This is a genomic window from Burkholderia sp. AcTa6-5, assembly GCF_017815075.1.
In the GTDB taxonomy this organism is placed as follows: Bacteria; Pseudomonadota; Gammaproteobacteria; order Burkholderiales; family Burkholderiaceae; genus Burkholderia; species Burkholderia sola.
The window spans coordinates 35,563-55,100 of record NZ_JAGIQE010000033.1; the positions used below are offsets into that span (position 1 = coordinate 35,563).

Genomic DNA, 19,538 nt, shown 5'->3' on the forward strand with positions numbered 1-19,538 from the left:
ATGTTGTATACGTTTTGAAGATACCGGCCCCGGCGATGGACCCGCTCGACCTGAACCTGATTCCCTACCTCGTCGCACTCGACGACACGCGCAACGTCAGCCGCGCGGGCGACCTGCTCGGCGTGAGCCAGCCGCGCGTGAGCACGGCGCTCGGCCGGCTGCGCGAATACTTTGGCGATCCGCTGTTCGTGCGCACGTCGCGCGGGATGGAGCCGACGCCGCGCGCGCTCGCGCTGCTGCCGGCCGCCCGCGACGCGCTCGCGCAGATCGAGCGCGGCCTCGTCGCGCCGCACGACTTCGACCCGGCCGCGAGCACGCATACGTTCTCGATCGCGCTGTCCGACGTCGGCGAGATCGTGTTCCTGCCGAAGCTGCTGCAGGCGTTCGCGACGCTTGCGCCGCACGCGAACCTGCGTTCGGTCTCGCTCGCGCACGACGAAGTCGGACGCGGCCTCGAAGCCGGGTCGATCGATCTCGCGGTCGGCTACTTCCCCGATCTCGACGGCAACAACTTCTTCCAGCAGCGGCTGTTCACGCACCGGTTCGTCTGCCTGATGCGGCGCGGCCATCCGCTCGAGCAGACGCCGCCGTTCACGGTCGAGCAGTTCCTCACGTGCGGCCACGCCGTCGTGCGCGCCGAAGGCCGCAGCCAGGAGGTGCTCGAGAAATATCTGGCGAAGCAGCGCATGCAGCGCCGCGCGGTGCTCGAAACGCCGCACTTCATGAGCCTGCCGTTCATCCTGAGCCGCACCGACCTGATCGCGACGGTGCCGCATGCGATCGGCTATGCGTACGCGGCCGAGCACGCGTTCATCGTGCCCGTCGAGCCGCCGCTCGCGCTGCCGCGCTTCGACCTGAAACAGCACTGGCATCGCAAGTACCACAACGATCCGCGCACCGCATGGCTGCGCGGCGTCGTCGCGTCGCTGTTCAACGACGAGCAGGACGAATGGCCGAAGTAAAGAAGTGACGAAGCGGGCGTGGCGGCCCGCACGCACGACCGGCGAAAGCATGAAACAATGGCCGGATATCGGCCGCCGCAGGCGGCCTTCGATGGAGCCACTACATGGGTAAGGGAAAGAAAACCACACAGCCCGAGCCGGTCGCCTCGCGGCCGAGCCGTGAAGAAGCAGAAGACGCCGTCCGCGTGCTGTTGCGCTGGGCCGGCGACGATCCCGCACGCGAAGGCTTGCTCGACACGCCCGCACGCGTCGTGCGCGCCTATGAGCAGTTCTTCGCCGGCTATGCGCTGGAGCCGCGCGACATCCTCGCGCGCACGTTCAGCGAGGTCGACGGCTACGACGAAATGATCGTGCTGAAGGACATCCGCTTCGAGAGCTACTGCGAGCACCACATGGTGCCGATCATCGGCCGCGCGCACGTCGCGTATCTGCCGAACCATCGCGTCGTCGGCATTTCGAAGCTCGCGCGCCTCGTCGACGCATTCGCGAAGCGCCTGCAGATCCAGGAAAAGATGACCGTGCAGATCGCCGACACGCTGTTCGACGTGCTGCAGCCGAAGGGCGTCGGCGTGATCCTCGAAGCCGCGCACCAGTGCATCTCGACGCGCGGCGTGCACAAGCCGGGCGTCGAGATGGTCACGTCGCGCATGCTCGGTACGTTCCGCACCGATCCGTCGACGCGTCGCGAATTCCTGTCGATCGTCGCGAATCCTTCCTCGGTCAACCTGACGAATACCTGATGGAGCAGACGAAGCAAACGGCGCACGCGCCGGTCGTGCTCGTGACCGGCGCCGCGCGCCGGGCCGGGCGCGCGTTCGCCGAGTATTTCGCCGCGCACGGCTATCGCACCGCGGTGCACTACGACCGTTCGGCCGATGCCGCGCAGGCCGCTGCTCGAACGATCGCCGAACGCGGGCACGATTCGGTCGCGCTGCAGGCCGACCTGTCCGATGCCGCGCAGATCACCGCGCTGATCGACCAGGTGTATGCGCGCTTCGGGCGCCTCGACGTGCTGGTCAACAACGCGTCGGTGTTCTGGCAGGACCATTTCCCGAGCTTCGATCTCGCGGCGTTCGACCACGCGTGGGCCGTCAACTGCCGCGCGCCGATCCTGCTCACGCGCGCGTTCTACGAGCGGGCCCGCGCGGCCGGCACGCAGGGCGTCGTCGTGAACGTGGTCGACCAGAAGATCAAGGAAAACTTTCACCGCGACCATTTCAGCTACACGGTCGCGAAGGCCGCGCTCGGCAACCTCACGCAGATGCTCGCGCTGTCGTCCGCGCCGGTGTTGCGCGTGAATGCGGTGTTCCCGGGGCTGATGCTGCCGAGCGACGACCAGACGCAGGCCGACTTCGAACACGCGAGCCGCGCATCGACGCCGCTCGCGCGCATCGCGGGCCCCGACGACGTCGCGAGCGCGATCCTGCTGCTGACGGGCAATGCATACAACGGCGTGGATTTCGTCGTCGATGCGGGCCAGAACCTGATCCGCGTCGATCAGGACGTGCTGTACAAGCACCGCTCGCCGGACGGCAAGCACTGACGCTTCGATGAACGAAGGCGGCTGCGCGCCGCCTTCGTGCGACGGGTCGAACAAGCTTCGCGCCGCTCACGCCCGATAACGCCCGACGGCGGGCCGGCCGCCGATCCATTACGCGTCATGCGCCGCGTTGTGCAGAACCACCCCCGCGCATTCGCCCGCCGCCACGTTACGGCTTCTCCGCGCTCCCGCCCTCGCGAACCTTGCCCTGCGCGACGCTCGTGCCGGGCGGCACGCTGTGCGTGAGCCACACGTTGCCGCCGATCACCGAGCCGCGCCCGATCGTCACGCGGCCGAGAATCGTCGCGCCCGCGTAGATCACCACGTCATCCTCGACGATCGGGTGCCGCGCATTGCCCTTCACCAGCGCGCCTTCGCCATCCGCCGGGAAACTCTTCGCGCCGAGCGTGACGGCCTGGTACACGCGCACGCGTTCGCCGATGATCGCGGTTTCGCCGATCACGACACCGGTGCCGTGGTCGATGAAGAAGCTCGGGCCGATCTGCGCGCCCGGATGAATGTCGATGCCGGTGGCCGAGTGCGCGATTTCATTGATGAACCGCGCGAGCAACGGCACGCCAAGCTGGTGCAGCGCGTGCGCGAGCCGATGGTGCATCATCGCGAACACGCCGGGGTAGCACAGCAGGATCTCGGTGATGTGCTGCGCGGCCGGATCGCCCGCGTACGCGGCCTGGATGTCGCTGACGAGCAGCGCGCGGATCGCCGGCAACTGCCGGCCGAACTCGCGCGCGATCTCGAACGCGCGTTCGTCGAGCTCGGCGAACGGCGTATCGACATGCTCGGGCAGGAACGGCAGCGCACGGCGAATCTGCTCGGACAACACGCGCAGCGTGCTTTCGAGCGTGTGGCCGACGTAGTAGTCGACGCTTTCGTCGGTCAGGTCGGGCGCGCCGTAGTGCGTCGGAAACATCGACGCGCGCAGGCCGGTCACAATCTTGCAGATTGCATCGCGCGACGGCAGCTCGCGGATGCCGCGCGGATGGCGCGTGCGATGGAGTTCCTCGCGCGACTCGCGCAAGCCGGCGACGATTTCTTCGAGGCCCCACTGACGGGCGGGTGATGTCGACATAGGCCAATGCAGACAGCCGAGCGCGGTTGCGCGGCCGCTAATAAAGTGACGGGTTCCGCAAGATTACCGCGTTTTTTGTCCGGGAGCGGCGCCCCCGGGGATCGGCCGGACGGCCGACGCTGCTCGCGGGCGACGGCGTCACATCGCGATGCTGCTCGCGTCGATCCAGCGCACGGCCCAGTCGCGCGCGTGCGCGATCGCGTCGCCTTCGTCGTTGAACTGGAGCTCGATCGGAAAAAACCGGTTCGCCACGAGTTCCCCGTCGCTCGATCGGGAGATCACGACGTAGGGCTTGAACGAACCGTCACTGGCGCGTGCGGGCGCGCAATTCAACAGATAACCGCGATGCGTGAAGGCAGTAGTCGCTTGCATGAGTCCGCCACCTCTAGTCCCTTGCTTTGTTGTTCGCTACCCGTCTTTAAGGGTGCTGCGGCGCCCCGGCGCGGGCAGAGGCGGCGAGACTACATCCCCTGTCGCCGCTTCGCAGGAAAAGAATCATACTCTGTAGAAAACGCGTCTTCTAGCTGAAATAAATCATGACAAATCAGTGCGCGTCGCGCGACCGCGGCGATCGCCCGCGCGCCTTTTCCCGTCGTGCCCGGAACGGGATTTGCTTCGATCCGGAGTGTGTCGCCGCCAGGAGAGCCGCGATGGAATCGTCCGCTCAAACACGGGGTGCGCATCCGCGCAGCATCGAACTCGACAACGACGACACGCACGACAGCACGGTCGACACCGACGGCAAGCACCGCGAAGCGTCGCGGCTCGCCGGCGTCGGGCCGATCTCGCCCGACCAGATCACGCGCAGCAACGCGTCGCTCGTCAATGCGATGCCGGAAGCCGGCGACGGTTTGGCCGGATTCGACAGCCGCCCCGACGGCAACCATCCGGCGTTCGCGCTGCGCGCCGGCTACGTGGTGATCGAGAAAGGCTTCGACGCGCCGTCTGCAGGCGACACGCCGTTCGGTCCCGTTCACCGGATGTACGGCAGCGCGTACGGGCCCGGCCACGGCCGCCGGCCGGAGCGCGTTATCGAGTTGACCGTTGTGCCAGGATAGCCGGCGCGGCGTTTGAATCGATCGTTCGATTGGGAATCGCGATCGGTCGATGACGGTGATCGATGGCGGCGCATTCGCGCGCGCGACCGGACCGCGGGCCGGGACTCGTTCGCACGATGCAGCAGTGAACGATTCCGCGTATTGGCATCGGGATTCACAATCATGCATGCCGTGCATCGTGTCGACGCGCATGCGTTGACCGAAGTCATCGCGTCACGGCGCGATTGCGATTCAATGGCGAGACGTACGGCGCATCGGCATGGTTGCCGGGCCGGGTCGATGCGCGCGCATGCGTTTTCGCCGACGACGCAGCCGAACCATACGACACCCATCGCGCGATGCAGCACGCGTTGCGCGCATGGCCACGCAGGGCCGGCACAGACAGCGACAGCGCGGTCGCACGGCCCGGCAGGCGCCTCGCTGCACGATCGCGACCGTTGGTTTACCCTGCCTCGCAGCGTTGCGTATTGCCCACCCCGATCGGCCATCCGGCCGACTTCGTTTCAACCCGCCACTCGGAGACACTATGTACAAGCGAATTCTGGTTGCCGTCGACGGCAGCGACACGTCCCGCCATGCGTTCGATGCCGCGCTGGCGCTCGCGAAATCGCACGGCGCGCAGCTGCAGCCGTTCTACGTCGTCGAGAACGCCGCGATCTACTACAACGTGCCCGGCTACGATCCGTCCGTGCTGCGCGATCAGCTCGTCGCGCAGGGCAACGCGCTCGCGCAGGATTTCGCGAAGCTGATGCAGGCCGCCGGCGTGAAAGGCGAAACGCGGCTGAACGAAGCGACGTCGCTCAACGACGTGTCGTCGCTGATCCTCGACGGCGCGAAAGCGTTCGGCGCCGATCTGCTCGTGCTCGGCACGCACGGCCGCCGCGGCTTCCGCCGCCTCGTGCTCGGCAGCATCGCCGAACAATGCGTGCGCCACGCGACGCTGCCAGTGCTGCTGATCCCGGCGGCCGCCAGCGCGGACGAGCCGGCTGCCTGAGCGGCGTTCGGCATGCGCGGCCGGTCGCGACGTTTTGTCACCCGACAGCGGCAACTTGCGGTGGGACAATGATTTCGTCGATCCAATGCCGGAGTAAACGATCATGCTGACGCCCGTCGCCACCCGCCCCGCCGCCGCGCCCCATACCGGTAGCTGGGCTCCCCGCCAGGCCGCACACTGCTCGTCGTGCGCGATGCGGCACCTGTGCATGCCGCAGGGCCTGGCGCCCGAAGCGCTCAGCCGCCTCGAGTCGGTCATCTGCGCGGCGCGCCCGGTCAAGCGCGGCGAAGCGCTGTTCCGCGAAGGCGATGCATTCGACAACCTGTACGCGGTGCGCTCGGGTTCGCTGAAAACCGTCGCGACGCGCCATGACGGCCGCGAACAGGTCACGGGCCTGCATCTCGCCGGCGAAGCGCTCGGCCTCGACGGCATCTGCGACGATACGCACCCGCGCACCGCGGTCGCGCTGGAAGACAGCTCGGTCTGCGTGATCCCGTACAGCGCGCTCAAGGCGCTGTGCTCGGAAGCCGGCTCGATGCAATTGCGCATGCACAAGCTGATGAGCGAACAGATCGTGCGCGAAACGTCGCAAACGATGCTGCTCGGTTCGCTGAATGCCGAAGAGCGCGTCGCCGCTTTCCTGCTCGACGTGTCGTCGCGCTACCTGAAGCGCGGCTACTCTCCGTCGGAATTCAACCTGCGGATGACGCGCGAGGACATCGGCAGCTATCTCGGCATGACGCTCGAAACGGTCAGCCGCACGCTGTCGAAATTCCAGAAGCGCGGCCTGATCGAAATGCAGGGCCGCCACGTGCAGATCGTCGACTTCGACGGCCTGCAACACGTCTGACGCCGCACGGCGCGCATCTCGCGCGCGCCGCCTGCATCATGTCGCGGGTCAATCGAGAAACAGCGCGGCGCGCGCCTTCAGCGCCGCGCTGAAATCGTCGAGCCAGCCGATCGACAGACGCCAGCTCTGCCAGTACAGATCGATGTCGATGGTGCGCCCGCGCGACATGTCGATCAATTCACCCGCCGCCAGTTGGCGGTCGACCATCCGGTCCGGGCACATCCCCCATCCCAATCCCGTTTCGCATGCGCGCAGATAGCCCGCGACGTGCGGTATCCAGTGCTGCGGCGGATCGAGATCCGCGCGCGTCACGCGCCGGATGAAACGCGCCTGCAACCCGTCCTTCGGATTGAACATCACGCACGGCGCGCGGCGCAGCGCATCGCGCGTGATCCCCGCGTCGAAATAGCGCGCGTAAAACGCCGGCGAGCACACTGCACGATAACGGATCCGCCCGAGCCGCTCCGACCGGCACCCCTGGATCGGCTCGGCCTGCGCGGTCACCGCGCCCTGCACGCTGCCGTCGCGGATGCGCGACGCCGTGTAATCCTGATCGTCGATCACGAGATCGAGCAGCGTCTCGCGCTCGGTGCAGAACGGGCCGACCGCGTCGATGAACCACGTCGCGACGCTGTCGTCGTTGACGGCCACGCGCAACGTCGGCCACGCGCTCGCGATCTGGCCCGGCAATGCGGGCATCCGGCCGCCCAGTTCGGCTTCCAGCAGTTGCACGCGTTCAGTATGCCGGCACAGCAGCGCGCCCGACGTGGTCGCGACACACGGCTGCCCGCGCTTGACGAGCACGCTGCCGACCCGCTCCTCCAGCAGCTTCACGCGCTGCGACACGGCCGACGGCGTGACGTTCAGCTCCTTGGCCGCCCGCTCGAACGAGCCGTGCCGGATCACGGCCGCGAGGGCATCGAGCAACGCGTAGTCGAGCATTAGATTTCCTTAATCCGCATTAGGTGATTTAGCTTCTCTTATTCCCGTGCTGACCGCAGACTAGCGCTACCCGATTGATTCGTCTACTGCTTCCACGGCTGTCCCCTCATGAACTGGCTCGCTTTTTCCCACGGCGTCGCACTATGCGCGTCGCTCATCGTCACCATCGGCGCGCAGAACGCATTCGTGCTGCGCCAGGGCATCATGCGCTCGCACGTCGGCAAGATCGTGCTGCTGTGCGCGGTGTCCGACATGATCCTGATCGGCGCGGGCGTCGGCGGCGCTTCGGCGCTCGTCGAGCGCTATCCGACCTTCGTCCATGCGGTGCTGTACGTCGGCCTCGCGTATCTCGCGTGGTTCGGCATCAACGCGCTGCGCCGTGCGTTCAAGCCGGGCCACGACACGCTCGACGTGCGCGGCAACGCGGTCGCGCCGCCGCCGCAGGGCGCGCTCGCGATCGTGCTGATGACGCTCGCGTTCACGTGGCTCAACCCGCATGTGTATCTCGACACGTTCCTGCTGATCGGCACGGCCGGCGCGCGCGAGCCGGAAGGCGCGCGGCTCGCGTTCGCGATCGGCGCAATGACGGTCAGCGTCGTGTGGTTCCTCGGGCTCGGCTATGGCGCGCGATTGCTGGCGCCGTGGTTCCGCAAGGCGGTCGCGTGGCGCGTGCTGGATGGCGCGATCGGCAGCATGGTGCTGTTTCTCGCGGCGGTGCAGTTGCGCTGACCGAACCTTCTGCAAACGGGCGGCGGCCTGCCGCCCGGCTTTCCCTCCGCGTTGGCCCCACGCCAGCGCAAGCTGCGTGATTCCCGTCGCGCACGTCGCCGCAAAATTCGCTCCCGATCCAACGCAACCGCACGGAATACGCATGCAGCGGACGCGGCCTCCGCCATCTGCCGCAAGCCGTCCACCATCGCGGCGTTACTGCGCCTGCACGAATCGAAACGATCGGCGAGAATGTCCGGTGTCCCGCGACCACGGCGGAACCGCACCGCGCATCCTGCCGTCCCGCCGGGATCGTCTCGACCCATCCCGCAGTTCAATCCCGTTACCTGCCGTTATCGGAGAGGAACATGGCACATCGCACCCTCGGTACATCCAGCATCCAGGTTTCGCCGCTCGCGTTCGGCGGCAACGTCTTCGGCTGGACCGTCGACGAGAACGCATCGTTCGCATTGCTCGACGCACTCGCCGACACCGGCATCAACTTCATCGACACGGCCGACGTCTATTCGGCCTGGGCGCCCGGCAACCAAGGCGGCGAATCGGAAACGATCATCGGCAAGTGGCTGAAGCGCTCCGGCAAGCGCGAGCAGGTCGTGATCGCGACCAAGGTCGGCATGCTCGGCACGCGCGCGGGGCTGTCGAAAGACAACATCCTGAAGGCCGCCGACGATTCGCTGCGCCGCCTGCAGACCGACTACATCGACCTGTATTTCTCGCACCGCGATCTGGCCGACACGGCCCCGCTCGAAGAAACGCTCGGTGCGTATCAAACGCTGATCGACGCGGGCAAGGTGCGCATCCTCGGCGCGTCGAACTACAGCGGCGCGCGCCTGCGCGAAGCCGCCGCGATCAGCGCGCGCGACGGGCTGCCCGCGTACCAGGTCATCCAGCCCGAATACAACCTGCTCAACCGCGCCGACTACGAACGCGATCTCGAGCCGGTCGTGCGCGACCTGAAGCTCGGCGTCGTCAACTACTACGCGCTCGCGAGCGGGTTCCTGTCGGGCAAGTACCGCAGCGAGGCCGACCTGAAGAAGAGCGTGCGCGGCGATCGCGTCGCCGGCTATCTGAACGAACGCGGCCTGCGCATCCTCGCCGCGCTCGACGCCGTATCGGCGAAGCACGGCACGCAGCCGGCCGCGATCGCGCTCGCATGGCAGATCGCGCGGCCGACGATCACCGCGCCGATCGCGAGCGCGACGTCGCTCGAGCAGCTCGCGCTGCTCGGCGAAGCGATCCGCGTCACGCTCGATCGGGACGACATCCGCCGGATCGACGAAGCCAGCGCGCCTTGAAGCCGCCGGCGGCAGGCCGACGGAATCGCACGGGCAGGCGGTTCCGCGGCTTGCCTGCGAGTCATGCAGGACGGATGGATACAATGGCGAGCATCCGATGGCCGCGGGGCTCGACCGGGCTTCTTCGCGCCGACTCAAAACCACACATAAAAACCGCCGATGAACCACCTTGCCCGCCGTTCCCGTTACGTCCGTCATGGCCGTCCGCTCGTCGCAACGATCGCCGCGCTGCTCGCCTGCGCACCGGCCGTATCCTTCGCGGGCTGGTACGAAGTCGCGAACTACACCGGCACGATCGGCAACGCGCCGGTGCACGTGTCCGTGCAGACCTACGACGCGATCAACCACAACGACGCGGGCCGCTGGCGCGTCGACGGCAGCTACTACTACGACGCGCATCGCAAACCGATCCCGTTGCGCGGCCACCGCGAGCCCGACGGCCGCCTGACGCTGTGCGAAGCGTCATCGCCCGCATCGAATGCCGACTCGCCGGTCGTGCCGGCCGCGGCGCCGTCACGGCCGAAGCCCTGCCCGATCGCGCTCGTCGTCGTCGGGAAAACGGCAACCGGCACGTGGGACGACGGCCGCAAGACGCTGCCGATCACGCTGAACGAAGTCGGCCGGCTGAACGACACCGATACGCAGCACCTGCAACTCGACGGCAGCGTCGATATCCCGATGTGGTATCGCACGAAGACGCACATGCTGGTCGGCGTCTACGCGCTGTCCGACAAGTGCGGCATCGCGATGCAGTCGCTGCGGGCCGTGAACATCGCGACGGGCCGCGTCGATCGCACGATCGCGCTCGACTGCGATGCGGGCATGGTGATGACGTCGATCTACGCGAATGTCGCCGACACGCGGCGGGCCGGCCACGTGAGCGTCGAATTCCGTGGCGGCAAGATGGGCTATCAGGAGGACGTGTCGCTCGGGCTGCCGTCGTCTTCATCGAAGTCGAAGTAGGCCGGTCACGCTTACCCCAAAGCCGCATACGTGTCTTGACTCGCCCAGCCGCTTTCGTTGACCCGGACGGACATCGACCGCGCAATCGCCCGCCGCGCCCCGCTGCAAGCGCGTCACGCGCGTGCCCCGGGTCTTTCACGGATTGACCGCGGCGTTCGGCGTGCCCGAGACTGCCCCGCTCGGGCCGTCATCGGGAGAACGTCATGCCGGACACCAGCACGGAGATCGCCACGATCTCGACGCGCGCCGTACGCGGCGCCGAGCGCGTCGACTTCTGGGTCGACCATGTCGCGCGCACGCTCGTGCGGATCGAATGCAGCGGAAGGTCGTCCGAAGGGATCGATGCGTCGCTGCGCAAACGCGATCTCGGGTTGTTCCGAGCGTGCGACATCGTCGCGAACCGGCACGCGGTCGTGCGCACGCCGCACAACATCCACGCGGACCAGCGCGACGCCGTGTTCATCTGCGTGATGCACGAGGGGCACGGCTATACGTTCCAGGACGTCGACTGCATGCAGCACGCGCCCGGCGACCTCGTGCTGTACGACACGTCGATGCCGTACGGTCACGGCTTTCCCGCCGACATGGCGATGACCGTGCTCGACGTGCCGCGCGACGTATTCGAGGCGCGCGTCGGCCCGTGGCGCTACCGCAGCCTCGTCAAGATCGACCGCGGCGACGGCGTCGCGTCGTGGGCCGTGCGGCAGGTGGTTGCGCTGCTCGCCGCGCCGCCCGAGCCGACGCCCGATGCGCGCGAACGGCGCGCCGCCGCGATCCTCGACCTCGTGCAATCGATGCTGCGGCTGCACGACGGTGACGCGTCACCGACGAAGTCGACGGTCCACACGCTGTCGCGCGCGAAGGCGTTCATCGACAGCCATCTCGCCGACGACGACCTCGACAGCCGATTGGTCAGCCGTGCGATCAACCTGTCGCCGCGCCAGCTCGCGCGCATCTTCGAGATCGAGGGGATGCCGCTCACGCGCTACATTCTCGCGCGGCGGCTCGAACGCTGCCGCGCCGATCTGCGCGACCGATCGCTGAAGCACCTGACGGTCAGCGAGATCGCGTTCCGCTGGGGCTTCAACAACAGCGCGCACTTCAGCCGCAGCTATCGCGCGCGGTTCGGCGAGACGCCGAGCGACACGCGCGCGCCGGCCGGAGCGTGCTAGGGCGTGTTCACGCCCTAGGCCGATACTCGCCGCTGCCACCGCCACTCCCTGCGATGTCCCGGCGAGGCAAGCACGGCGTCCGCCTCGGTCAAATAGGGCCCCAACCTGCTCGCTAAGCTGGCTTCGTGCGCGGCGGCATCCGTTCCGCCGCCCGACAGCCAGGAGAAGAAGCGGGATGGAGACGTACGACCACATCGTCGTCGGCGGCGGGTCGGCCGGCTGCGCGGTTGCGCACCGGCTGGTGAAGGCCGGCCGGCGCGTGCTGCTGCTCGAGGACGGCCCGAAGGACGACAGCCTGTTCATCCGGATTCCGGCGACGTTCATCCGCGTGCTCGGCACGCAGCGCACGGTCACGTTCGAGAGCGAGCCGCAGCCGGGCGCGGCGGGACGCAAGACCTACGTGCCGCAAGGCCGCACGCTCGGCGGCGGCAGCTCGGTCAACGCGATGCTGTACGTGCGCGGCACGCGCGACGACTACGACGACTGGGCCGCGCTCGGCTGCACCGGCTGGGGTTGGGACGACGTGCTGCCCGTGTTCAAGCGCGCCGAATCGCATCTGCGGCTCTCGGAGCCGTACCACGGCACCGACGGGCCGTTGAAGGTCGGCGACACGCGCTTCCGGCATCCGCTGAGCCTCGCGTTCGTGAAGGCCGCGCAGGAAGCCGGCATCGCGTACAACGACGATTTCAACGGCGCCGCGCAGCATGGCGTCGGCTTCTATCACACGACGATCTTCGACGGGCAGCGCGGCAGCACCGCGGCCACCTATCTGGCCGACGTGATCGCCGATCCGAACCTGCGCGTGCTGACCGGCTGCCGCGTGACGCGCATCCGGTTCGACGGCCGCCGCGCGACCGGCGTCGAATGGCGCACCGCGAGCGGCGCGACGGGGTCGGCCGCCGCGCGCGCCGACGTCGTGCTCGCGGCCGGCGCACTGAGCACGCCGAAGCTGCTGATGCTGTCGGGCATCGGGCCCGGCGCGCATCTGCACGCACATGACATCGACGTGCTGCACGACAGCCCGGAAGTCGGCGCGAACTACCAGGACCATCTTGAAGTGTCGATCTACGGCCGCAGCGATGCGCCCGTCAGCCTGCTGGGCGAGGATCGCGGGTGGAAGGCCCTGCGGCACGGGCTGCAATGGATGCTGTGCCGCTCGGGCCTGCTGACGTCGAACGTCGTCGAATCGGGCGCATTCGTCGACACGACAGGCAGCGGCCGCCCGGACATCCAGTTCCACGTGCTGCCGACGCTGGTCGGCGACGTCGATCGCGAACCGCTGCCCGGCCACGGCCTGTCGATCAATCCGTGCCTGCTCCGGCCGCGTTCGCGCGGCCGCGTGCAACTGCGCGGCAACGATCCGGCCGCGCCGATCCGCTTCGACAGCGGCGCGCTGTCCGATCCGGACGACGTCGACGGCCTCGTGCGCGGCGTCGCGCTCGCGCGGCGAATCCTGCGCGCACCGTCGCTCGCGCGCATCGTCCGCGAAGCCGAGCCGCTGACCGATGCCACGCTCGCCGACTACGTGCGGCGTCGCGCGAAAACCGTCTATCACCCGGCCGGCACGTGCCGCATGGGCAGCGACGCGCACGCGGTCGTCACGCCGCGTCTCGCGGTGCAGGGCGTCGACGGATTGCGGATCTGCGATGCGTCGGTGATGCCGCGCATCGTGTCCGGCAACACGAACGCGCCGACGATCATGATCGCGGAGCGCTGTGCGGCGTTCATGCTGGCGGAGTGACGCGATGCGCGCTACATCGCCCCGAAAACGAAAGCGGCGCGTCATGCACGCGCCGCCGACGCCGAACCACCGGAAAACCGGCGTTAACTGCCTGCGTCACGCGCCGCATCGCGCAGCGCCATCGGCGACGCGCCATAGCGCTCGCGGATCGCGCGGCTGAAGTGTGCCTGGCTCGAAAATCCCCAGCGAAACGCGATCTCGCCGATGCTCGTCTTGCGCAGCCGTGCGTCGGTCAGCTCGCGGTGCGCGTGCGACAGCCGTTCCGACCAGATGTGCTGCGTGATCGATTCGCCTTCCGCCGCGAACAGGCGGCCCAGATGCCGCAGCGACAGCCCGACCGCATCGGCGACGGCTTGCGGCGCGAGCTCCGGCTCGCCGAGATGCGTCGCGATGTACTGCTTCGCGGTCAGCCGGTACGACAGCGACGCGCGCGATGTGCCCGCGCCGTTCACTTCCGTGTCGACGAGTTCCGCGATCAGCGTGCGCGTGTGCTCGGCGAACCGCGCGGCGTCGCGCTCGACCGGCGCCTTCATGAACCGCTCGACGCTCGCGCGCAACGTCGCGCCGAGCATCGCGCCCGCGCCCGGCTTCGGCGCGATCCGCAGCGGCAGCGCGGCCAGCGCCGCATCGAGGCGATCGTCGAACGTGGTGATCGGGATATCGATCAGCAGCTGCCGCATCGGCGTCAGGAATCCGAACAGATAGGGCACGCGCGTGTCGTAGACGACCACATCGCCGGCTTCCGCGAGCAGACACCGGTCGTGCTGGATGAAATAGGCGCGCCCGCTCACGATCTGGCACGCGAACAGCGACTCCTTCGGCAACTGGCGCACCAGCGCGGGGCTGCGTTCGATCACGTGGTCCTGCCCGCTGATGTCGGCGATGCCGAGGCCCGGCAGCGCGATGTCGGTCTTCTCGGCTTCGAGCCCGGCCGGCGACAGCGACGAGCAGCGCAGGCCGACCAGCGTCGCCGCGTTGAATGCATCCCAGTATGCCATCCTGTCGCGCGCCGGCACGTCGGCCGTCGAGCCTCGCGTGCATGAAAGAACGGTCGAATTCGTCACATCGCCTCCTGCGGGCGCCTGTCGTGCGGAGCGGCACGGATTGGGGGATGGTTCGTCTGGATTTTTGGTGCGCTGCAATGTCCGGCGCGGTCAAGCAATTCGTCCAGCCCAGTCAAGAGCGGCGCACACCGGCTGGCTAAAGTCGAGCCCACGACAACCCATACAAGGAGACAACCGTGGTCGACAAAGCCGTATCCGAATTCTGGCAAAACATCCCGGCGATTGCCAATCCGTTCAAGCCCGATGCGCTGCCCGAGGCCTACATCCCGAACGCGGCCACCGACGACGAGCGCTATTACGTTCCGTTCACCGAAACGGTTTCGTCGCGGCCGCTGTGGATCTCGCCGTCGCAGAACAAATGGTGCGACATCCTGATGGCGAAGGAAGCGGGGCTCGTGAACCGGCACTATCACCCGCACGAGGTGTTCGCGTACACGCTGTCCGGGAAATGGGGCTACCTGGAGCACGAATGGACCGCGACGCGCGGCGATTTCGTGTACGAGACGCCGGGCGAAGGCCACACGCTCGTCGCGTTCGATCACCCCGAGCCGATGCGCGCGTTCTTCATCGTCACGGGCCCGCTGATCTGGCTCGACGACGAAGGCAATCCCGACGGCTACTTCGACGTGCATTCGTACATCGCGATGTGCAAGGCGCATTACGAGAAGGTCGGCCTCGGCGCGCAAGCGATCGAGAAGCTGTTCCGCTGACGCGCGGCGAGGCTCACGATGACGTCCCCTTCCTCTTGCAGGCCCGCCTGGACGTACGAGAACCGGCTGCTGCTGATCCTGTTCATGACGTTCGGCTTCGTGTTCTTCGACCGCCTCGCGCTGTCGTTTTTGTTCCCGTTCATGTCGGCCGAGTTGCACCTGACGAACACGCAGCTCGGCATGGTGTCGTCCGCGCTCGCGCTCACGTGGGCGCTGTCGGGCGCCGCCACCGGCGCGTGGTCCGACGCGCGCGGCACCCGCAAGCCGCTGCTGGTCGCGGCCGTGCTCGGCTTTTCCGTGTGCTCGGCGCTGTCGGGCCTCGTCGGCGGCTTCGCGAGCCTGATCGCATTTCGCGCGCTGATGGGCATCGCCGAAGGCCCCGTGCTGCCGCTGTCGCAATCGCTGATGGTCGAGAGTTCGACGCCGAGCCGCCGCGGGCTGAACATGGGCCTGCTGCAAGGCTCGGCCGCCGGCCTGCTCGGCGCGATGATCGGCCCGCCGGTCGTGATCGGCATCGCCACCGCGTACGGCTGGCGCGAGGCGTTCTACGTGTCATGCATCCCGGGCTTCCTGATCGCGTTCTGCATCTGGCGCTGGGTGCGCGAAGTACCGCCCGGCGGCGTGCGCCACACGCAGGCGGATACCACTGCAATACCGGCCGCAAGCGGCGCGGCGGTCAGCCGCTGGGCGCTGCTGAAGGAGCGCAACATCCTGCTGTGCGTGCTGATCAGCTGCTTCTTCCTCACGTGGTTCGTCGTGATCATCTCGTTCGCGCCGGTGTTCCTCGTCGAAAGCCGCCACCTGTCGCCGTCCGCCATGGGCGCCGTGATGACCTGCCTCGGCGCCGCGTGGGTGTTCTGGGGCTTCGCGGTGCCGGCGATCTCCGACCGGATCGGCCGCAAGCCGACGATGATCGTGTTCGCGCTGGTCGCGGCCGCGTGCCCGGTCGTGCTGATCCACGTCGGCTCGGTGTGGGCGCTCGGCGCACTCGTGTTCGCCACGTACACGGGGCTCGGCTGCTTCACGCTGTTCATGGCGACGATTCCGGCCGAAACGGTGCCGCCGCGCGCGATCGCGAGCGCGCTCGGGCTGATCATGGGCGCCGGCGAGCTGATCGGCGGCTTCGTCGCGCCGACCGTCGCCGGCTTCGCGGCGGACCGATACGGCCTGCAGTTCGCGATGTGGACGTCGGCTGCCGGCGCGATCCTCGCGTGCGTGCTGTCGTTCGGCCTCGTCGAAACCGCACCGGCCGTGCTGCGCAAGCGCGCGCTCGCAGGCGCTGCCGCAGGCCGTCTCGACACGCAGAACCTCGGAGGACGCTAACATGCGCGCACTTCAATGGCATGGCCCGCGCGACGTCCGTCTCGTGGAAATCGACACGCCGCGCGTCGGCCCCGGCGACGTGCGCATCGCGGTCGCGTATTGCGGCATCTGCGGCAGCGACCTGCACGAATACGCGGACGGCCCGCACGCGATTCCGGTCGATGCGCCGCATCCGCTGTCGCGCCGCACCGCGCCGCTGACGCTCGGCCACGAGTTCTGTGGAACCGTCGTCGAAGTCGGCGAACGCGTGACGACGCTGCGCGCGGGCGACCGCGTCGCGGTCGAGCCCGAGTATCGCTGCAGCCAGTGCGCGTACTGCCGCTCCGGGTCGTACAACCTGTGCGTGTCGATGGGCTTCGCCGGGCTGATGGGCGACGGCGGGATGGCCGACTTCGCGGTCGTGCCGGCCTACATGCTGCATCGCCTGCCGGACGGCGTGAGCCTCGAACAGGCCGCGGTGATGGAGCCGGCCGCCGTGGCGCTGCACGCGCTGCGGCGCGGCGAACTGCGGCTCGGCGACACCTGCGCGGTGTTCGGGCTCGGGCCGATCGGCCTGCTGCTGATCATGCTCGCGAAGCTGCAGGGCGCGGCGACGATCGTCGCCGTCGACGTGTCGCCCGAACGGCTCGCGGCCGCCACGCGCTTCGGCGCGACCCATGCGTTCGACGCGCGCGAGCTCGAAGCGTCTGCGTTGCAGGACGCGATTCGCGCGGCCACGGGCGGCCTCGGCGTCGATACGAGCTTCGAAGCGGCCGGCTTGCAGGCCACGTTCGAATCGGCGATGCGGGCATTGCGCAAGGGCGGTCGCGTCGTGATGGTCGGCCTGATGCCGCATGCCGGTTTCGACTCGTTTCGCGCGGTCAACGACGAGCTGACCTTCACCGCGAGCGTCGGCTACCGGCATGCGTACGAAGACCTGCTGCGCATCGTCGCGTCGGGCGCGCTCGATCTCGCGTCGATCGTCACGCGCACGGTCGCGCTCGAAGATGCCGTCGCCGACGGCTTCGACGCGCTGCTCGCCGACCGCACGCAGATCAAGATCCTCGTTTCACCCGCGCAGCGGCCGGCCCGCCGCGCCACCACCATCGGGAGTGTCGAGCATGAGTCGTCTGTGGACGTTTGAAGGGCAGTCCGTCGTCGTGACGGGCGGCACGTCGGGCATCGGCGCGCGCACCGCGCTGCGGTTCGCGCAGGCCGGCGCATCGGTCGTCGCATTCGGGCTCGACGCAACCGGCCCGCATGCGCCCGTGCATGCCGGCATCCGTTGCGTGGAACTCGACGTGGCCGACGGCGATGCACTGACGCGCACGATCGCCGCGCTGCCGCGGCTCGACGTGCTCGTCAACGGCGTCGGCATCAGCCGCCACGCAGACGAATACCGGATGGATCAGTTCGAGCACGTGCTGAACGTGAACCTGACGTCGGTGATGCGGGCATCCGACGCCGCGCGGCCCGCGCTGGCGGCGCACGGCGGCAGCATCGTCAATATCGCGTCGATGTACACGTACTTCGGCAGCAAGGACCGGCCCGCGTACAGCGCGAGCAAGGGCGGCATCGCGCAGCTCACGCGTTCGCTCGCGCAAGCGTGGGCCGATCATGCGATCCGCGTGAACGCGGTCGCACCGGGCTGGATCGACACGCCTCTCAGCAGCGGGCTGATGGCCGACACGCTGGCGTCGCGTCGCATCCTCGAGCGCACGCCGCTCGGGCGCTGGGGCACGGCCGACGAAGTCGCGGAAGTGATCCTGTTCCTGTGCTCGTCCGGCGCGTCGTTCGTCACCGGCGCGGTCGTGCCGGTGGACGGCGGGTATTCGACGGTCTAGCGCATGGCGCGCGGCGCATCGGAGGATCGACGAGGCCTGCTGATGCCCGTTGCGCGCCACGGCTTGCTTTGACTGTCGCTGAACCGGGTTCGCCCGGTTCATGTTTCTTCATATCAATCAGTAGTCCGACTAAAAATATTCCGGCTCGATCGGATCATGTGAGGAGCACTTTGGAGATGACGAAAAAGACCTTTCTGGCGGTCGCGGCCTGCACGCTTCCGGCGGCGGCGTTCGCCCAGAGCAGCGTGACGATGTTCGGGCTGATGGATACCGGCATCAGCTACGTCAGCAACCAAGGCGGCCACGGCGCCGCGAAATTCGACGACAACATCTTCTTTCCGAACCTGCTCGGCTTCGAGGGCAAGGAGGATCTCGGCGCGGGCACGCGGGCGATCTTTCGGCTCGTCAACCAGTATTCGCTCGGCAACGGCGCGATCATCGGCGGCGGGCTGTTCGCGCGCACGGCCTATGTCGGGTTGCAGAACGACCGGTACGGCACGCTGACGCTCGGCAACCAGTACGAGTTCATGGTCGATGCGCTGGCCGCCAGCGGCAACGAGATCGCGCAGGATCTCGTCGGCCTGTACGGCTTTCGCAACGGGCCGTTCGACCGGCTCGCGCTGCCGAACAATCCGACCGGCGCATTCGACTGGGACCGCGTCGCGGGCAGCAATCGCGTCGCGAATTCGGTCAAGTACACGAGCCCGTCGCTGTCGGGCCTGAGCTTCGGCGCGCTGTACGGCTTCGGCAACGTCGCGGGGTCGATCGGCGCGAACAACACGGTCAGCGTCGGCGCAAGCTACGACCACGGCCCGTTCGGCGCGGGCGCCGCCTATACGAACCAGAAATACGGCGCGGCCGACGGGCTGCCGCCCACCAGCGTGCGCAACTGGGGCGCGGGCGTGCACTACACGGTCGGCACGGTCACCGGGAAGGCGCTCTTCACGACCGTGCACAACGCGCGGAATGGCGCGCTCGCGTGGTCGGCGGAAGCCGGTGCCGCGTGGCGGCCGTCGCCGGCATGGGTGATCGGCGCGAGCTACACGTACATGAAAGGCAACGACACGCTCGAAAACGCGCACGCGCACCAGTTGCTCGCCGCCGTCCAGTACTGGCTGTCGAAGCGCACGATGGTGTATGTGGCCGGTGTGCATCAACGCGCGAGCCACGGCAGCAACGCGCAGATCAACGGCGTGATGGATGCGAACGGCGCGTCGAGCGGCGCGTTGCAGTCGATCGCGCGCATCGGCTTCAGTACGCGGTTCTGATGCGGCGCGGGTTG

Annotated in this window: 20 protein-coding genes; 16 read left to right on the forward strand and 4 right to left on the reverse strand. The window is 68.0% G+C overall.

Annotated features, from left to right (window positions below; genetic code table 11):
• The first annotated feature begins 35 nt into the window (after positions 1-35).
• The 3 genes from J8I33_RS30555 (at position 36) to J8I33_RS30565 (ending at position 2,505) form a co-directional block, all read left to right on the forward strand.
• A complete protein-coding gene (locus J8I33_RS30555; protein ID WP_124557180.1) occupies positions 36-962 on the forward strand; it encodes a LysR family transcriptional regulator in 927 nt (308 codons plus the stop codon).
• Between the two features lie 104 nt (positions 963-1,066).
• The gene (folE, locus tag J8I33_RS30560; RefSeq protein ID WP_050017185.1) at positions 1,067-1,702 is read left to right on the forward strand and encodes a GTP cyclohydrolase I FolE; all 636 of its coding nucleotides are present in this window, start codon (positions 1,067-1,069) and stop codon (positions 1,700-1,702) included.
• Positions 1,702-2,505: an SDR family oxidoreductase gene (locus tag J8I33_RS30565; protein WP_050017186.1), complete on the forward strand. Its 804-nt coding sequence runs from the start codon at positions 1,702-1,704 to the stop codon at positions 2,503-2,505. Before folE ends, J8I33_RS30565 begins: the two co-directional genes overlap by 1 nt.
• Positions 2,506-2,671: 166 nt before the next feature.
• Here the strand turns inward: J8I33_RS30565 and epsC are convergent, their stop codons facing one another.
• Together epsC and J8I33_RS30575 are read right to left on the reverse strand one after the other, a co-directional pair.
• Positions 2,672-3,592, reverse strand: coding sequence for a serine O-acetyltransferase EpsC (gene epsC / locus J8I33_RS30570; protein WP_050017187.1), 921 nt, complete (start codon positions 3,590-3,592; stop codon positions 2,672-2,674).
• 138 nt (positions 3,593-3,730) lie between these two features.
• Positions 3,731-3,964 (reverse strand): hypothetical protein, encoded by a 234-nt coding sequence (locus tag J8I33_RS30575; protein WP_050017188.1) that lies wholly within the window; start codon positions 3,962-3,964, stop codon positions 3,731-3,733.
• A 278-nt stretch (positions 3,965-4,242) separates the two neighbouring features.
• Here J8I33_RS30575 and J8I33_RS30580 point away from each other — a divergent pair, with 278 nt between their 5' ends.
• The 3 genes from J8I33_RS30580 to fnr all read left to right on the forward strand — a co-directional run bounded on the left by J8I33_RS30580 (position 4,243) and on the right by fnr (position 6,494).
• Positions 4,243-4,650, forward strand: coding sequence for a DUF3005 domain-containing protein (locus J8I33_RS30580; RefSeq protein ID WP_124595308.1), 408 nt, complete (start codon positions 4,243-4,245; stop codon positions 4,648-4,650).
• Between the two features lie 526 nt (positions 4,651-5,176).
• Positions 5,177-5,644 carry a universal stress protein gene (locus J8I33_RS30585; RefSeq protein ID WP_209939687.1) on the forward strand — a complete coding sequence of 156 codons (468 nt, stop codon included), beginning with the start codon at positions 5,177-5,179 and terminating at the stop codon, positions 5,642-5,644.
• 103 nt (positions 5,645-5,747) lie between these two features.
• Complete coding sequence (gene fnr / locus J8I33_RS30590; protein ID WP_050017192.1) at positions 5,748-6,494, forward strand: fumarate/nitrate reduction transcriptional regulator Fnr; 747 nt, start codon at positions 5,748-5,750, stop codon at positions 6,492-6,494.
• A gap of 48 nt (positions 6,495-6,542) precedes the next feature.
• On the opposite strand, the gene J8I33_RS30595 is transcribed toward fnr, so the two are convergent.
• A complete protein-coding gene (locus J8I33_RS30595; RefSeq protein ID WP_006480142.1) occupies positions 6,543-7,436 on the reverse strand; it encodes a LysR family transcriptional regulator ArgP in 894 nt (297 codons plus the stop codon).
• 108 nt (positions 7,437-7,544) lie between these two features.
• On the opposite strand from J8I33_RS30595, the gene J8I33_RS30600 reads away from it, so the two are divergent.
• The 5 genes from J8I33_RS30600 to J8I33_RS30620 all read left to right on the forward strand — a co-directional run bounded on the left by J8I33_RS30600 (position 7,545) and on the right by J8I33_RS30620 (position 13,336).
• The gene (locus J8I33_RS30600) at positions 7,545-8,165 is read left to right on the forward strand and encodes a LysE/ArgO family amino acid transporter (protein ID WP_124631482.1); all 621 of its coding nucleotides are present in this window, start codon (positions 7,545-7,547) and stop codon (positions 8,163-8,165) included.
• Between the two features lie 347 nt (positions 8,166-8,512).
• Positions 8,513-9,460, forward strand: a complete 948-nt coding sequence (locus J8I33_RS30605; protein ID WP_050017195.1) for an aldo/keto reductase — start codon at positions 8,513-8,515, stop codon at positions 9,458-9,460.
• A 159-nt stretch (positions 9,461-9,619) separates the two neighbouring features.
• Positions 9,620-10,423: a hypothetical protein gene (locus J8I33_RS30610; protein ID WP_209939688.1), complete on the forward strand. Its 804-nt coding sequence runs from the start codon at positions 9,620-9,622 to the stop codon at positions 10,421-10,423.
• Positions 10,424-10,626: 203 nt separating this feature from the next.
• Entirely contained in the window at positions 10,627-11,595 is a 969-nt protein-coding gene (locus J8I33_RS30615; protein WP_209939689.1) for a helix-turn-helix domain-containing protein, read from the forward strand.
• A 175-nt stretch (positions 11,596-11,770) separates the two neighbouring features.
• Positions 11,771-13,336, forward strand: a complete 1,566-nt coding sequence (locus J8I33_RS30620; RefSeq protein ID WP_209939690.1) for a GMC family oxidoreductase N-terminal domain-containing protein — start codon at positions 11,771-11,773, stop codon at positions 13,334-13,336.
• A gap of 83 nt (positions 13,337-13,419) precedes the next feature.
• On the opposite strand, the gene J8I33_RS30625 is transcribed toward J8I33_RS30620, so the two are convergent.
• On the reverse strand, positions 13,420-14,400 hold the full coding sequence (locus J8I33_RS30625; RefSeq protein ID WP_209939691.1) for a helix-turn-helix domain-containing protein: 981 nt from the start codon (positions 14,398-14,400) through the stop codon (positions 13,420-13,422).
• Positions 14,401-14,576: 176 nt separating this feature from the next.
• On the opposite strand from J8I33_RS30625, the gene J8I33_RS30630 reads away from it, so the two are divergent.
• The 5 genes from J8I33_RS30630 to J8I33_RS30650 all read left to right on the forward strand — a co-directional run bounded on the left by J8I33_RS30630 (position 14,577) and on the right by J8I33_RS30650 (position 19,524).
• Entirely contained in the window at positions 14,577-15,110 is a 534-nt protein-coding gene (locus J8I33_RS30630) for a 2,4'-dihydroxyacetophenone dioxygenase family protein (protein WP_050017200.1), read from the forward strand.
• Positions 15,111-15,128: 18 nt separating this feature from the next.
• A complete protein-coding gene (locus J8I33_RS30635) occupies positions 15,129-16,433 on the forward strand; it encodes an MFS transporter (RefSeq protein WP_124595302.1) in 1,305 nt (434 codons plus the stop codon).
• Between the two features lies 1 nt (position 16,434).
• Positions 16,435-17,556: a 2,3-butanediol dehydrogenase gene (locus tag J8I33_RS30640; protein ID WP_209939692.1), complete on the forward strand. Its 1,122-nt coding sequence runs from the start codon at positions 16,435-16,437 to the stop codon at positions 17,554-17,556.
• The gene (locus J8I33_RS30645) at positions 17,534-18,256 is read left to right on the forward strand and encodes an SDR family oxidoreductase (RefSeq protein ID WP_209939693.1); all 723 of its coding nucleotides are present in this window, start codon (positions 17,534-17,536) and stop codon (positions 18,254-18,256) included. The genes J8I33_RS30640 and J8I33_RS30645 overlap by 23 nt, the downstream gene beginning before the upstream one ends.
• A 176-nt stretch (positions 18,257-18,432) precedes the next feature.
• On the forward strand, positions 18,433-19,524 hold the full coding sequence (locus tag J8I33_RS30650; protein WP_209939694.1) for a porin: 1,092 nt from the start codon (positions 18,433-18,435) through the stop codon (positions 19,522-19,524).
• Positions 19,525-19,538: the final 14 nt, after the last annotated feature.